General features: G+C 65.5%; 11 protein-coding genes. 5 read left to right on the forward strand and 6 right to left on the reverse strand.

Annotated features, from left to right (window positions below; genetic code table 11):
• Positions 1–275: 275 nt before the first annotated feature.
• The 5 genes from GGQ98_RS14290 to GGQ98_RS14310 all read right to left on the reverse strand — a co-directional run bounded on the left by GGQ98_RS14290 (position 276) and on the right by GGQ98_RS14310 (position 7,629).
• On the reverse strand, positions 276–1,295 hold the full coding sequence (locus tag GGQ98_RS14290) for a cupin-like domain-containing protein (protein ID WP_184070742.1): 1,020 nt from the start codon (positions 1,293–1,295) through the stop codon (positions 276–278).
• Between the two features lie 80 nt (positions 1,296–1,375).
• Positions 1,376–2,329: an ornithine cyclodeaminase family protein gene (locus tag GGQ98_RS14295; RefSeq protein ID WP_184070684.1), complete on the reverse strand. Its 954-nt coding sequence runs from the start codon at positions 2,327–2,329 to the stop codon at positions 1,376–1,378.
• Positions 2,330–2,456: 127 nt separating this feature from the next.
• Positions 2,457–4,676 carry a TonB-dependent receptor gene (locus GGQ98_RS14300; RefSeq protein ID WP_184070686.1) on the reverse strand — a complete coding sequence of 740 codons (2,220 nt, stop codon included), beginning with the start codon at positions 4,674–4,676 and terminating at the stop codon, positions 2,457–2,459.
• Positions 4,677–5,080: 404 nt separating this feature from the next.
• Positions 5,081–6,031 (reverse strand): serine hydrolase, encoded by a 951-nt coding sequence (locus GGQ98_RS14305; protein WP_184070688.1) that lies wholly within the window; start codon positions 6,029–6,031, stop codon positions 5,081–5,083.
• The gene (locus GGQ98_RS14310; protein ID WP_184070690.1) at positions 6,028–7,629 is read right to left on the reverse strand and encodes a serine hydrolase domain-containing protein; all 1,602 of its coding nucleotides are present in this window, start codon (positions 7,627–7,629) and stop codon (positions 6,028–6,030) included. Before GGQ98_RS14310 ends, GGQ98_RS14305 begins: the two co-directional genes overlap by 4 nt.
• A gap of 104 nt (positions 7,630–7,733) precedes the next feature.
• Here GGQ98_RS14310 and GGQ98_RS14315 point away from each other — a divergent pair, with 104 nt between their 5' ends.
• On the forward strand, positions 7,734–9,203 hold the full coding sequence (locus GGQ98_RS14315) for an alpha/beta fold hydrolase (protein ID WP_184070692.1): 1,470 nt from the start codon (positions 7,734–7,736) through the stop codon (positions 9,201–9,203).
• Between the two features lie 14 nt (positions 9,204–9,217).
• Here GGQ98_RS14315 and GGQ98_RS14320 read toward each other — a convergent pair whose 3' ends face one another.
• On the reverse strand, positions 9,218–9,850 hold the full coding sequence (locus GGQ98_RS14320) for a TetR/AcrR family transcriptional regulator (RefSeq protein WP_184070694.1): 633 nt from the start codon (positions 9,848–9,850) through the stop codon (positions 9,218–9,220).
• Between the two features lie 134 nt (positions 9,851–9,984).
• Between GGQ98_RS14320 and GGQ98_RS14325 the strand changes: the two genes are divergently transcribed.
• The 4 genes from GGQ98_RS14325 to GGQ98_RS14340 are packed head-to-tail and all read left to right on the forward strand — an operon-like array spanning position 9,985 to position 14,058.
• Positions 9,985–10,524: a MaoC/PaaZ C-terminal domain-containing protein gene (locus GGQ98_RS14325; RefSeq protein WP_184070696.1), complete on the forward strand. Its 540-nt coding sequence runs from the start codon at positions 9,985–9,987 to the stop codon at positions 10,522–10,524.
• Positions 10,521–12,083 carry an AMP-binding protein gene (locus GGQ98_RS14330; RefSeq protein WP_184070698.1) on the forward strand — a complete coding sequence of 521 codons (1,563 nt, stop codon included), beginning with the start codon at positions 10,521–10,523 and terminating at the stop codon, positions 12,081–12,083. Before GGQ98_RS14325 ends, GGQ98_RS14330 begins: the two co-directional genes overlap by 4 nt.
• Positions 12,084–12,127: 44 nt before the next feature.
• Positions 12,128–13,555, forward strand: a complete 1,428-nt coding sequence (locus GGQ98_RS14335; protein ID WP_184070700.1) for an amidase — start codon at positions 12,128–12,130, stop codon at positions 13,553–13,555.
• On the forward strand, positions 13,549–14,058 hold the full coding sequence (locus GGQ98_RS14340) for a carboxymuconolactone decarboxylase family protein (RefSeq protein WP_184070701.1): 510 nt from the start codon (positions 13,549–13,551) through the stop codon (positions 14,056–14,058). The genes GGQ98_RS14335 and GGQ98_RS14340 overlap by 7 nt, the downstream gene beginning before the upstream one ends.
• Positions 14,059–14,102 lie beyond the last annotated feature (44 nt).

The raw sequence follows: 14,102 nt of genomic DNA on the forward strand, positions 1-14,102 counted from the left end.
TCACCCCATATGAATATGTCTGCAAAATATGGTCCGAGCAGCCAAAACGGTTTATCAGAGAACCGCACCATCAAAACGAGGGACTAAACAGGTAACGCGTGCCCATGCGAAGGCGCTGTGCCGGTCGGGCGCGCGGCTGCGCTATATTGCAATCAACGGTTCCGGCCACGCGACTAGCGCTACGGATTCTGCGGACGAAACACTTGACTGGATCGCGGATCGGTTCGCAGTGCGGCGCGCACCGAGCGATTGCGGGAGCATCTGAAGCGCGGAGCCTACACCGCCCCGTAGGTCGAATAGTGCGACCAGAAATCGTTGTCGCGTGCGAAGTTCGTGAAGCTCATGCCGATCGTGACGTCGAGGCCTTCGACATAGTGCCACCAGCCGACGGGGATGAACAGCGCTTCGCCGGGGCCGAGATCGGCGATCATCACGGGCGGGCGGGTGCCGTCGCCGGGGCCGGGTTCGAGGGGCTGCGCGCCCCAGTCGCTGAAGCAGTGGCGGCTGTTGCGCATGAGCGCGCTGTGGTGACTGGAGACGAGGCGGACGCGCTTGCGGCCCGCGATCTGGAGCAGCAGATTGTTGGTGAGATCGTGGTGCCAGGGCGTGATCGTGCCTTTCGGGCCGATCCAGAGAAAACCACCCGGGCCGCCGGGTTCGGCAAGGTAGCCGGGGAGGGGGCCGGTGTCGCCGTAGAGCGGGGCGAGGGCGTCGCGGTTGTGCGTGTGGTTGTTGGCGGTGACGTAGAAATCGTTCGTCGGCGCGGTTTCGCTGGCGCGCAGGCGGGCGATGATTTCGCGAAACGGGCGCACGGCGCCGTGTGCGTCTGAATTGCGCTCGTAGTCCTGATCGGAATCGCGCGCCCATTGCACGCGCACCTCTGCATCGCCGACGCGGGCTTCGAAATCATCGAGCGACCAGCGTTTCAGCGCCGCCCAGTGATCGACGAGGCCGGTGAGGACGACGGGGCGGTGCGCGGCGTAATGATCGGCGTAGAAGGTTTCCGCAGGCATCGCGTGGACGCGCGGCACCTCTCCCGAGGCGGGCGGGGCGAGCTTTGCATAATTGGCGAGGAACCAGTCGCGCTTCTGGAGGCGGGCGCGCAGGCGCTCTCCGGCGGCGAGATAGGGGCTCTTTCGCGCGCGCTCGATTTCCGACACGACAAGCGCATGGCCGATGCCCCGGCTCGCGATCCGCTGCGCGAGACGCGCGGGGTCATCGCCGGCGAGCAGCGCTTCGGCGATCTCGCGGCGGAGATCGTCGTTCACCGCGGGGCCGCCGCCGCTCTTCTTCATCTTGCTCAATGCCCGCCCGGTCCTTGTTGCCGACAGATGCCCTATGGGCGCCCGATGTTTCACGGATTTGACACATTGCGTCAGGCGGCGGTTTCGCTGTTTTCCAGGCATTGCAGAACATGCGCCGCCATGGCGAGATCCTGCAGGGCGATGCCCGAGCTGTCAAAGATCGTGATGTCGTCTGCGGATGCTCGCCCGGGTGCGTCCCCGGCCAGCACCGTGCCGAGCGATGTGATTGCGGAGCTTGCAAGCCCTGCTTTTCTTGCCGCTTCGAACTCGCCGATGCTGAGCGACTGCTCCACGCTGTCGGCGAACAGGCGGGCCATGCCCGCGAGACGTGTATCGAGTTCCTGCTTGCCTTCGGAGTCCGCGCCCATCGCGGAAATGTGCGTGCCGGGCTGAACCCACGCGCTTTGAACGAGGGGCTCGCGGGCGGCGGTTGCGGTGATGATGATGTCGGCGGATCGGCAGATGTTCTCGATGCTGCCGGAGGATACGTCGAGGCCTGTTTCGCGCCTTGCGCGCTCCGCAAAGGCAGCGGCGGCGTCGGGCGAGCGGCTCCAGACGGCGACGTTTCGGATCGGCCGAACCGCGAGCACGGCAAGCATCTCGAACCAGGCCTGGTGGCCCGCGCCGACGACGGCGAGCGTTGCGGATTCGGGGCGGGAGAGCGCGCGCGTGGCGACGCCGTCCGCCGCAGCGGTGCGCAGCGCGGTCAGGTGCGTTGCGCCGACCATCGCTCTTGGCGCGCCGGTTTCGTCATCGAGCAGCAGCGTCGTCGATCCGTGGCTTTCCAGACCGCGCGCCCGGTTCGCGGGCCAATAGGTGCCGACCTTCAGGCCGACCGCATGCAGGGGCCGGATCAGCCCGCCCTTCATGCTGAACCGGCTGCTCGGATCGGACCCGTGGCCGAGCACGACCGGAAAAATCTCCGCCTCGCCGCGATGCAGGGCGATGAAGACCTGCTCCATCAACGCGATCGCTTCAACCAGGGTAACGGCTTCACGCGCCTGTGCTTCGGTAACGATCTTCATTGTCTCACCCGTCGGTTAAAGCGATTTGAGAGCATGCAATGGTTCGGAAATCATCACAAATCCACAATTGAAACAGGCGACCCGATAAAATCGGATCGCCTGCTGCGCGTCATCTTGTTGCGAAGGTTCAGAAGTCGAAGCGGACCTCGGCCCACACGTAGCGCGGCTCGCTGCGTGCGACGTAGAACTGGCCGGTGAAACTGGCATCGTAGCTCTGATTGATGATGTACTGCTTGTTGAGCACATTGCGGGCGCGAACCGCGATGGACACGCCTTTTGCAATTTCGGTTTCGGCCGAGAGGTTGAGGTTTGTCTGCGATTTGATCTGGTAGATGTAGAAGGGGCCGTCGGCGGTCTTGTAGGGATCGCGGTACTGGAGTTCCGCGCGCAGACGGAATTCACCAAGCGCGTGATTGCCGGTGACGTTCGCCGCGACACTGCCCGTCCATTTGGGCGCGTAGGGCAGGGCATCGCCGCTGAGATCACGCAGCTGCGGCGCACCCGACAATGCGACGCGCACCGGCGCATTGGGGTAGCTGTTGTAGTGGGAGTCCTGATAGCCGACGCTGCCGTCGAAGCTGAGCGCCTCCATCGGACGGGCCTGGAATTCCAGCTCCACACCGCGGCCGGAGGCGCGCGCCGCATTGGTCGTGGTGTCGATCTGAACCGTCGATCCATCGACCTGATAGAAGAAGCGCTGGTTGCGCTGAAGATTGCGGTAATCGAGGTAGAAGGCCGCCAGGTTGAACTGCAGTTTGCGATCGAACAGCCGGGCCTTGTAGCCGATTTCGTAGCTGGTCAGCGTCTCGGGTTTGTATTCGCAGCTGGCGAGCGTCGTGGAGCCGTTGCAGGCGGACGCGTTGAAGCCTCCGGTCTGATAGCCGGTTCCGATCGTGGCATAGAGGTTCATGTCGTCGTTCGGTTCGTACGAGATGCTGCCCGACGGCGTGAAGCGGTTGGACGTGATCTTCGGGTACGCGACGATGGGATGAACCTGGGGCGTCACTGCCCCGATCACGAAGCGGCTGGTGAGGTTGCCGGTGAAGGTCTCCTCGCGCACCGTGTCGTGCGAGTAGCGCGCGCCGAGCACGACTTTCAGCTGCGGCGTGACGCGGATATCGACCGATCCGTAGCCGGCGAGGCTGGAGTTGTCGCGGCGCAGATACTGGGTGGAAATCGCCCCGGGAAGACCGAGCTGGCCGAGCGTGAGCCCACCGGTTGCCGGCCCTCCATAGTCTACCCCGAGGAAGCTGCTGTTGCGGTCGATATATTTGGAGTCGTAATAATAGATGCCTGCCAGCCAGCTGACGATGCCGACATCGCCCGACGCCCGGAATTCGTGGCTGAACTCGTCGACGTTGCGCGGACCCTTTTCGTAGAAGATGTCTGCCGACAGGAAATCGTAATCGAGATAGAAATCGGAACGCGTTTTGCGCAGCGCGGTGATCGACACCAGCTTGAGTGCGTCCGACGCTTCGAATTCACCGCGAAAGAAAGCGCCGTAATTTTCACGGCTGTTCTTGTTCTGGAACGACGTGGCGATCGTGTTTTCCACGTAGGTCGTGCCCGGCCCGGTGACGAGGTGATAGGCGTTCACGATCGGATCGTCGTATTGGTAGTCGCCGCCGACCAGGAACCGAAGATTTTCCGCAGGCGTGAACAAAAACGTGCCGCGCGCTGCCCACAGATCCTGCGTCATCACGTCGTTTCCGTCGGCATCGACTTCATAGCCGTCGGTCTTCAAACGGACTGCCGACGCCTTGAACGCCAGCACATCATCGACGAGCGGACCCGAGACATAGGCATCGAGCCCCCGCCGGCCATAGTTGCCGTAAGCGCCCTTTGCCGACCCCGTCCAATCGAACGAGGGTCGACGCGTGATCGTGTTGACCGCGCCCGCCAGCGTGTTGCGGCCGAATGTCGTACCCTGCGGGCCGCGCAGGATTTCGACACGCTCGACATCGTTCACGGCGACGTTCGCGCTGGCTTCGTTGCCGAGCAGAATATCATCCACGTAAATGCCGGTGCGGCCCTGGATGCCGCGGATCGAGACGCCGCGAAAACCCGAGACGTTGACCGAATTGTTGAAGACGACGTTGGCGGCGGAAAAGCCGAGATCGCTGAAGGTCGCCGACCCGGAGGCCGTGATCGTATCCGCGCTGATGACCGCGACCGAACTGGCGACATCCAGCAGCGATTCCTCGCGGCGCCGCGCCGTGACGAGAATTTCGTCGGTGAAAACGACCACGGGCGCACCCGCCGCCGGTGTGGTTTGCGCCTGGGCGAGATCCGCCATGAGCGCCGAAGCGGCGATGCCTGCCAAGATCGTGCAACGAGACATGTTCATAATAACCCCCCAGTCTGTCGACGCCTCCTGATCGGCTCCCGACTCAAACACGATATGATATCGAATTTCTTGCCGCAAGAGCGTTTCTCGCGTTGCATGCGTCCTGTCGCATTCTGTTGCCGCCCGTGATTGTCGAAACCTGCGACGATGCGGCATTCCAGCCACAGTATCGCGGGAAATGGCGGCTTTCACCGCGCGGGCGGTGTGGTGAGGGATGCCACGAGCGCGTTGCGGATGCGGTCCAGAACCTTGCCTGAACGCACACCTGTTTCCGTATTGATCTGGAAAGCGACGGCAATTCCGAGGTCCGGGAAATAGGCAAGATCGGAACGGTAGCCCGGATAATAGCCGCTGTGGCCGTAAAGCGGCCCCCAGGGTGAGGGCGCGATCGAGACGCCGAGGCCCTAGCGCGTTTCGCTGCCGTCCGCGATCGGTTCGGAGCGGAGCGGTTCCGGCAGATAGCGCCCGCGCATCGCGCTGCCGCCGTAGAGCGCATGGGCCCAGACCGCAGCGTCACGCGCAGTGGTGACAAAGCCGCCGCCTGTCCATTCGGACGCCGGATTCCAGCGCAGCAGGCCGGGCGCTTCCAATATCGTTTGCGGCAATTGCGCGCCTTCGGGCCACGCGGGATAGGCCTGCACAAGGTCTTTCTGGCGGCGCGCGGCAGCGGGCGTGGTGGAATGAAGGTTCAGGGGATCGATAAACAGCGCGTCGGCGAGATCATAGAATCGCCGCCCGGTCGCGGCCTCGATCGCCAGACCGGCGAGCAGATAGCCGGTGTCTGAATACGCATAGCCCCGACCCGGTTCGAACAGCGCCGACTGACCCGCGAGAAACGCGATGCACTGCTGCGGCGTCAAGGCCGCCTCGGGATCGGTCATTGCCAGCCTTATCAGCGTCTGCCCGAATTCGGGGGCATCGACGTGATCGCGCAGGCCCGAACGGTGCATGAGCAGCTGGCGCAGCGTGATGCGATCGATGTTGGGCAGCGCGGCCAGCCAGTCGGGCGTTCCGAGATAGCGGGTGATGGGCGCATCGAGATCGAGGTCGCCGTTTCGCGCGAGCGCCAGCGTCACTGCGGCGACGTAGGTTTTGCCGGTGCTGCCCGACATCATGCGTGCCTCTGTGGGCATCGGCCGGCGCGTGGCCGTGTCGGCGACACCCACGGCAACGCTGACTGCGGTGCCATCGCGCGCGACGAAGCCGGCGGTCGCACCGGGGAAGCCGATTTCAATGCGCGCATCCTCCAGCGCGGCGCGAAAGGCGGCGGTGCGGTCTGCAAGGTCGCCGGCGTGCGCGGCGACTGTCCAGAACGCGGCGAGGACGGTGACGCACAGGCGCGCCCAGACGGTCACTTTGCGTCTCCCAGCGCCTGCCGCGTCTGGGCGAGCAATTGACGACTGTCGCTGTCTGCGTCGAGAGATTCCGCAAGCGCGAGCTGCTGCCGGGCTTCCGCGGAACCCGATTGGGCAAGCGCCAGCGCATACGCGGCCTGCGCGAACGCGGACTGCGGAAAGCTGGTCGCCCCCGCGTGTGTAAGCGCTGTTGCCGCCGCTTTGACATCGGATGCCGACCAGCCCTGCAGCGCGGCGAAACTGCTGATCTGTCCGTAGGCTTCGGCCGCCGAGCGGTCGCTGACGAACCATGCGCCGGGGGCGTTTGCGGCGTTGCGGATAACGTCGGCGGCGGCGGCCGCTCCGTTCCGCGCGAAGGCAGCGGCCGCTGCCATTGGGGCATGATCGAGCGCCTTCCCGACAGGCGGTGCGCCCGCCGCCGTGTCCAGCCAGTCCCGCCAGCGCGAGACCGCCGACAGGATGACGCCGTTGCCCGCCTCGCCGTTCGTCAGCACGACGATGCCCGAGCCCTCAGGGGCGTATTGCGCGGTCGCCTTCCACCCTGCTTTGCTGCCGCCGTGCCCGACGATCAGGCGTCCGTCGGCGCGCTGCGCGATGGCTGCGCCGGGGCCGTAGCGAAAGGCGGCAGGGTCTCGCACCGTTTCGGGCGCGAGCATCATCTGGCTGAAGCCGGGCTGGGCGGCCGGCGGCGAAAGCGGCGCCGTGGCCGTTGCAAGCAGCGCCCTCGATGCGGGCGACAGCAACGCCGGACGATCTTTCGTGTCTCCGAAAACGGCATCCAGCAGAATGGCGAGGTCGGCGGCTGTGGACGAGAGGCCGGCGGCGGCCATGTTCGGAAACACGCGCACGGGCATCGCGCGGCCCGCAAGGTCATGGGGCCGCGTGCCGCCGGGTCGCACGACGCCGTCGTAGCCGAAGCTGCTTGCCTCCATGCCGAGCGGCGCGAAGAGTTCGCGGTGCGCGAGATCGTTGAAGGGGAGGCCGGTCAGATCTTCAAGTGCGACCTGCAGGATCGAATAGCCGCCGCCCGAATAGGCATAGGTGCTGCCGGGGGCGGCGTTGATGAAGACACGCTCGGCCGGTGCCGCGCGGCCTTCCATCGAATCGACAAGGCTGGGCACAGGGCCGGGGTAGAGGCTGCCGGGAAAATAGCCGCGAACCGAAATGCCCGCACTATGGCTGAGGAGCCGCGCGATCGTGACGCTTTCGGCGCGAAACGCGCTCGGCGGCAGCTGCCAGCGGCGCAGATAGCGCGCCACCGGCTCATGAAAACCGATCCGCCCCGCATCGACAAGGCGCAGGGTTATAATCGCCGCCGCCAGCTTCGAGATGGAGCCGACCTGAAACACGGTGCGCTCGGACACGCCTGGCTTCGATCCGGTCGACAGAAAGCGGGTGGGTTGGCCGCGCTGGAGCAGTGCGACCGCGATGCCCGGTGTCGCGTAAAGTGCAGACAATCTGCCGAGGTCGTCGCGCAGGGCATCTTCCAGCGGCTGAACGCCGGGCGCTGCGGCAATCGCGGGATAGGCGCCGATCGCCGCCGCTCCGGCAAGGAATGTGCGCCGCGCGATCGGTATGGCATCCTGCAATTCGACCATGTTCCACTCCGCTTGCGTACCCGATTCAACTAACATACATACACGAACAAATATAGGTTTGTTGCAAGTCGCTGTGCGTAATTTTTCAAAATGGGAGGGCGCGCGTGATCCACGCAGTTTTGTCGGGATTGATGATGGCGGCGTCGCCCGCGCTCGCGGTGGATGCGTCGGCGGCGCCGCGCTTTGTCGAAGGCGCCTGCAAGCTCCCCGCAGAAGGCGTGGAGATGCGCTGCGGCCAAGTGATCGTGCCCGAACGGCGGGACGGGCGATCGACCCGAACCATCGCGCTCGAAGTGCAGATCGTTCTTGCCGACCGTTCGCCGCGCCAGGCCGATCCGATCCTCTTCCTCGGGGGCGGGCCGGGGATCATCCTGACGGACAAGGCCGCTGCGGTTTCCAGGGCGGCGGGGCTGCGGGACCGCGATATCGTGCTGCTCGACCAGCGCGGCGTGGGCCTGTCGCGCCCGGCGCTCACCTGCCCGGAGCCGACGCGGGACGAGCGGCTCGACGGGTTTGAAAGCGAGTCCGAGCGACGGGATTCGGTCAGGGCCTGCAGCGAGGCCAATGCGAAGATCGCCGATCTTTCGGCGTTCTCCACGGCGGAAAACGCCGCCGATGTGATCGATGTCGCCCGTGCGCTCGGCTATGATCGCTGGAACATCCTGGGCGTTTCCTACGGCACGCGGCTCGGCCTGTCGGTCATGCGCCTGAAGCCGGAGGGGCTGCGCGCCGTCGTGCTCGATTCGCCCTATCCGCCGGAGGTGAACGGGTTCGACGACAAGCCGGCGATGTTCTTCGAGCAGCTCGACCTCGTGCTGGCGGACTGCGCGGCGGAAGCGGTTTGCAGCGCGGCGTATCCCGATCTGCGCAGCCGTCTGATCGAACGGCTTTCCGGCCTGACGGAGACGCCCGCCCGCGCGGTGCTAACCAGCAATCGTACCGGCGCATCGCGCGAGGCGACGGTCAGCGCGCGGCTGGTGCTCGATAATCTTCGGCGGGCGATGTACAGCCACGGTGCGTTGCCGCGTATCCCGGCGGCGCTCGATGCGCTGGCGAAGGGCGAATATGCCGCCTTCTTCGACCGGCTGGACGGCACACGCGATGCAGGCGGAGACGAGCAAAAGCGCGTGCCCGGAGGGTTCGCTGCGGGGATGCAACTGTCGATCCAGTGCAACGATGAGCAGGAATGGGCAAAGGGCCATCGCCGACCGGCCGGGGACTGGCCCCGCCCTGTGTTCGCGGCGTTCAAATATGCCTACGATCGCCCCGACTGCGCGACGTGGAAGGTCGCCTCGGCGCCCGCCGCGCTGCATGCGCGGGTGCACAGCGATATTCCGACGCTGATCCTGGCCGGGGCCTATGATCCGGTGACGCCGCCGGTGCTCGGCGAAATCGCGCTCAAGGGGCTGCCGAACGGGCGGCTGGTCAACTTTCCGGGGCTCGGCCATGGTCTGACCGAAACGATGTGCGGCCAGACCATCCTGACGGGTTTCATCGTGGATCCGCAGGCACCGCTCGACCAGAGCTGCGTCGAGGATCTCCGCCGGAATTTTCGTTTCACGGTGCCGCAGTAACCGGGCGCGGGGCTCTATGATTTCCGGCGCTTCTGCTGCGCCGCCGACAATCTGGCGAGCGCCATTTCGACGAACAGGCGCAACTGATAATTCTCGTACTCCTTCGTCCATTCGAAGGAGGTCATCAGGCACATGCCGTACAGCGACGAATAGCACTGGTCGCGCAGGCCTTCGAGAAGCCTGCGCGGCACGGCGAGATCGCTGAACAGTTGCAGCCATTCCGCCAGCGAATGATGGTCCATGCGCTGCACGAAGGGCCGTAGCCGCTCCAGCAGCGCGGGATCGTGGCGCGTGGCGACGATGATTTCGACAAGGGCGCGGTTGTTGCCGGCTTCCAGTTGCGACCAGGCGGCGCGCACGACCCTTTCGAGCCGCTCGGGCAGCGGCATGTCGACCGACGCCTCGACGCGGAGCGTGGCGGCGAACGAGGCGTAAACATATTCGCAGACAGCGACCATCAGATCCATGCGATCGCGGAAATGATGGTTCAGCGCCCCTCGCGTGAGGCCTGCGCGCGAGCAGATCAGTGTGCCCGTCGCGTTGGCGTAGCCGACCTCTCCGATCTCGGCGATCGCCGCCTCGACCAATATCCTGCGCGTACTCGCAAGCCGTTCGGCCTGGGTGCGTCGGGTGCGGTTCGTGGTCATGGCCGCATGATGCCGGTGCGCCGGGGGCTTTGCAAAGTGCAATCGCGGGCTTCGATATCTAGGTCTGGACAGGCCGCGCAAAAACTCGATACAATATCGACTATAAACTGAATCACTTGCTTTGGGGAACATGCGTGAGGCTTATCGACATCATCCGCGAGCGCGAACAGGCGCGCATCGGCAAAGAGATGGGTCCGACCCGGTGGCGCGATGTCACGCAGGAGGACATGAACGCGTTCGGCATATCGACGCACGATCCCGACCCGATGCACGTCGACCCTGAATGGGCGGCGAAGAACAGCCCTTTCGGCGGGACGATCGCGTTCGGCTTCTGGACCTTGTCCATGATTACGGCCTTTCAGCACGAGATGGCCGGCGGCATCGACGGCGGCGGATATGAGGGCGTCGATGACGTCGCGATGATCGGCATCAATTACGGCTGCGATCGGCTGCGCTTCATCGAGCCGGTGCAGATCGGATCGCGCATCCGGGCGCGCGGCCAGGTTGTCGAGATCGACAAGGTCGGGCCCGACCGTCTGCGCCGCACGATCGACCTTGTCGTGGAGATCGAGGGGAAGGAGCGGCCCGCGCTGTCGACGCGGTGGCTTTCGATGATCCTCATCCCCGAAACCGACGTGACGCTGCAGGGCTTTCGCAGGGATGGCACGGCGTGACGGCAGCGCACCCCGATACGCTGTATGCCGCCCTGCGCGCTGCGATCGCCGCGCATCCGGACCGTGAAGCCGTGATCTTCGAAGCCCGGCGCCTGACCTATGCGGAGCTTGGCGAGGCTGTCGACCAGATGGCGGCGGCGTTGCTGGCAAGCGGCGTGCAGCCGGGAGATCGCGTCGCGCTGTTGTCGACGTCGCGGCTCGAATTCTGGGTGCATTTCCTTGCGACGACCGCGATCGGCGCGATCTGGCTGGGACTGGGGATCCGCAACACGCTTGAAGAGCTTCGGCATGTCGTCGCGGACGCGGAGCCCGTGCTGCTTTTCGGCATCGCGAACTTCGAGAAGCGCGATTATCGCAGCGACCTCGCCGAATTGGCGAGGATGCCGTCGGTGCGTGAACTGATCGTGCTGGGCGGCGGCGCGCACGATGTCGGCACGCGCTTCGAAGACTGGTTGGCGGCCGGTGACAAGACCGGCGACGCGGTGGCAACCGCCGCCGCGCGTATTGCGCCCGCTGATCCCGCGCTGATCGTCTACACCTCCGGCACCACGGGAAAACCCAAGGGCGCCGTGCTGTCGCATCACGGCATGGTGACGGGCAACCGGCGGCAGGGAGGCCGCTATCTGGGTATCACGCCGCGCGAAATCTGTTCGCTGCCGATCAACCACATCGCCTGTGTCGGCGATACATGCGCGTCCAACCTGATGGTCGGGGGCACGATCGTGCTGACCGAACGCTTCGTACCGCGCGAGCAGCTGGAGATCATCGAGCGGGAACGGATCAACCTGTGGGGCGGCATTCCCGCCATGGTCCAGATGGTTTTGAACGATCCCGATTTCGCGCAATTCGACGTCAGCTCGGTGAAACTCACAGGCTGGGGCGGGGCGGCGATGCCGCGCGAGACGATCGAACGCCTGGGCGCGCTCGGTGAGACGGTCGGCGTGGTTTACGGATTGACCGAAACCACGGCGAATGTGTGCTGGAGCGTTCAGGGCGCCGATGTCGAGACGCTGGCGGGCTCGATCGGCCGCGCTGTGCCCGAATTCCCCTGCCGCATCGCGCGCGAGGACGGCACCGAATGCGATACCGGCGAAGCCGGGGAAATCCAGTTTCGCGCATCGACCAACATGATCGGATACTGGCGGCGCCCCGAAGCCACGCGCGAGGCGTTCACCGAAGACGGCTGGCTGAGGACCGGCGACATGGGCGTGCTGCGCGCCGATGGCTACATCATGCTTTCGGGTCGGCGCATCGAGGCGTTCAAATCGGGTGGCTTCAACGTCTATCCGCGCGAAGTAGAGCAGGCGCTTGAACAGAACCCCGCGGTTCGCTTCGCGGCAGTCGTTCCCGTGCCGCATCCGCTGTACGGCGAGGTCGGCCATGCCTTCGTCGTGGCTACCAACACTGCGCTGACGACCGAGGCGCTGCTCGCGCATGCGCGGACACTGCTCGCCGGTTACAAGGTGCCGCGTTCGATCGAGTTCATGGCGGAACTGCCGCTTCTGCCCAACGGAAAGATCGACAAGGCCGGGCTGCGCGCGCGCGCCGCCGCCGCCTGACCCTTGGGGCACTGCCGCTGCATACGATCGAGAGAGGACTTGCGATGACCGTTTCCGATGCCGTGCTGCTGGGCAGCGCCACCGCGCAGCGCGCCGCGCTCGATCGCGGCGAACTCCGCGCGATCGACTTGACCCGCAGCTATCTCGATCGGATCGATGCGGTCGACGGCACTCTGCGCGGGTTCGTCCATGTAGACGCGGCCGCTGCGCTCAAGCAGGCGGAAGACGCCGACCGGCGCTTGCAGGCCGGGGAGCGAAGCCCGGTTCTGGGTCTGGTCTTCGGCGTCAAGGACGTGATCGACGTTGAGGGCATGCCGACGACATACGGATCGCGCGCATTCGCCGAGAACATAGCGAACGAAGATGCCGGCGCCGTCGCGCGTCTCCGGCAGGCCGGAGGCGTGATACTCGGCAAGACGAACACCTTCGAGTTCGCGCTGGCGATGCCGAGCCCGCTGCACCGGGAATCGCGCAATCCGTGGGATCGGTATCGCGTCGCGGGCGGATCGAGCAACGGATCGGCGACGGCGGTTTCGGCGGGCCTCTGTTCGATGGCGCTCGGCAGCGACACCTCGGGGTCGATCCGCAATCCGGCCGCCTATTGCGGCATCGCGGGTCTGAAACCCACACACGGGCGCGTCTCGCTGCGCGGCGTGGGCGTGCTTTCGTCGAGCATGGATACGGTCGGCCCGATGGCGCGATCGGTCGAGGATTGCGCGCTGGCGATTCAGGTTCTGGCCGCACACGATCCCGCCGATCCTCGATCCGCCGAACGACCCGTGGATGATTATCTGGTGCGTGCGCCGGGCCCGTTCGTGATCGGCGTGCCGGACGCCTGGTTCCCGGATCTGCGTTGCAGTGAAACCGAAGAAAACCTGCGTACCGTGTTGAATAAACTTGAAGACATAGGCGTTCGTATTCGTTCGATCAGCCTGCCGCCGCTCGATCACCTGACCGAACTCTGGGCCGCAATCGCCGCGCCTGAAGCGCTTGAATGGCACGAGCCGAGCCTGAGAACGCAGCGCGACGCCTATGGCCCGGCGCCCTTGGCGATCCTCGATCAGCTCAAGGCGCTCGATGGGGTCGCCCATGTTCGGGCACGCCGCGCGGCATTCGAACTGCGCCGCGCTGTCGAAGCGGCGATGGAAAGCGTCGACGTGCTGCTTACACCGACCACCCCGATCACGGCCTTCACCTTTGACGAGGCGCGCAGCGACCGTATCGCGTGCGGCGATCGCATGATCGACAGCGGTACGGCGACCGTCGGGTTCACGCGGCTTTGCAGCATCACCGGACAGCCCGCGCTCGCGGTGCCGAGCGGCGTCGCGGCAAACGGGATGCCGCTGTCGCTGCAGGTTTCCGCGCGTCATTTCGAGGAGGCGAAAGTCCTGGCGGTCGGGCGTCTTATCGAAGCCGTGTGCAGCTTTCCCGTGACGCCGCCGGTGTTTCGCGCGGACGCCGGCCCGTGCTGATCCAACCGATCGATCCGGCCACGGCGACACCGGCGCAGGCCGCTGTTCTGGCGGTGACGCCGCCGATCAACCTGTTCCGCCTGCTCGTCCATGCGCCGCCGCTCGCGAAACGCATTGCCGGGCTGGGCGGCGCGGTGATGGACGGGACCATCGATCCGATATTGCGGGAGCTGGTGGCGCTGCGTGTCGCCCACCGGGCGGGCGCCGCTTATGTGCGGGGTCAGCATCTTCGCGTTGCGGAGCTGATCGGCATGCCCGAGCGTCTCGTCGCGGCGGCAGCGGAGGAGGCGGCCGACGTGAACGCCGTCGAGCGCGACGTCCTCGCGCTGGCCGACGCGGTTGTGCATCGTGCAGCGCTGGAACCCGCCCTGCAGGCCCGCCTGATCGAAGCTCTCGGCCGCGAACACACCATGGGGCTCGTGGTGACGGCGGGCTATTTTTCGATGATCGCCGGCGTCACCAACGCCTTCTCCTTGCCGCTCGAGGGCGAAGCTGTCGCTTGAGTTCGCGCGTTGAAAGCGTAGAAGACCGCGAGGCAACGTATCGA

Source organism: Sphingosinicella soli (assembly GCF_014199685.1).
Lineage (GTDB): Bacteria > Pseudomonadota > Alphaproteobacteria > Sphingomonadales > Sphingomonadaceae > Sphingosinicella > Sphingosinicella soli.

Excerpts from the sequence above, each read along its gene's own strand:
- GGQ98_RS14335 (WP_184070700.1), top strand. The coding sequence starts at position 12,128 with ATGACCGTTTCCGATGCCGTGCTGCTGGGCAGCGCCACCGCGCAGCGC.
- GGQ98_RS14295 (WP_184070684.1), bottom strand. The coding sequence starts at position 2,329 with ATGAAGATCGTTACCGAAGCACAGGCGCGTGAAGCCGTTACCCTGGTT.
- GGQ98_RS14300 (WP_184070686.1), bottom strand. The coding sequence starts at position 4,676 with ATGAACATGTCTCGTTGCACGATCTTGGCAGGCATCGCCGCTTCGGCG.
- GGQ98_RS14320 (WP_184070694.1), bottom strand. The coding sequence starts at position 9,850 with ATGACCACGAACCGCACCCGACGCACCCAGGCCGAACGGCTTGCGAGT.
- GGQ98_RS14310 (WP_184070690.1), bottom strand. The coding sequence starts at position 7,629 with ATGGTCGAATTGCAGGATGCCATACCGATCGCGCGGCGCACATTCCTT.
- GGQ98_RS14290 (WP_184070742.1), bottom strand. The coding sequence starts at position 1,295 with ATGAAGAAGAGCGGCGGCGGCCCCGCGGTGAACGACGATCTCCGCCGC.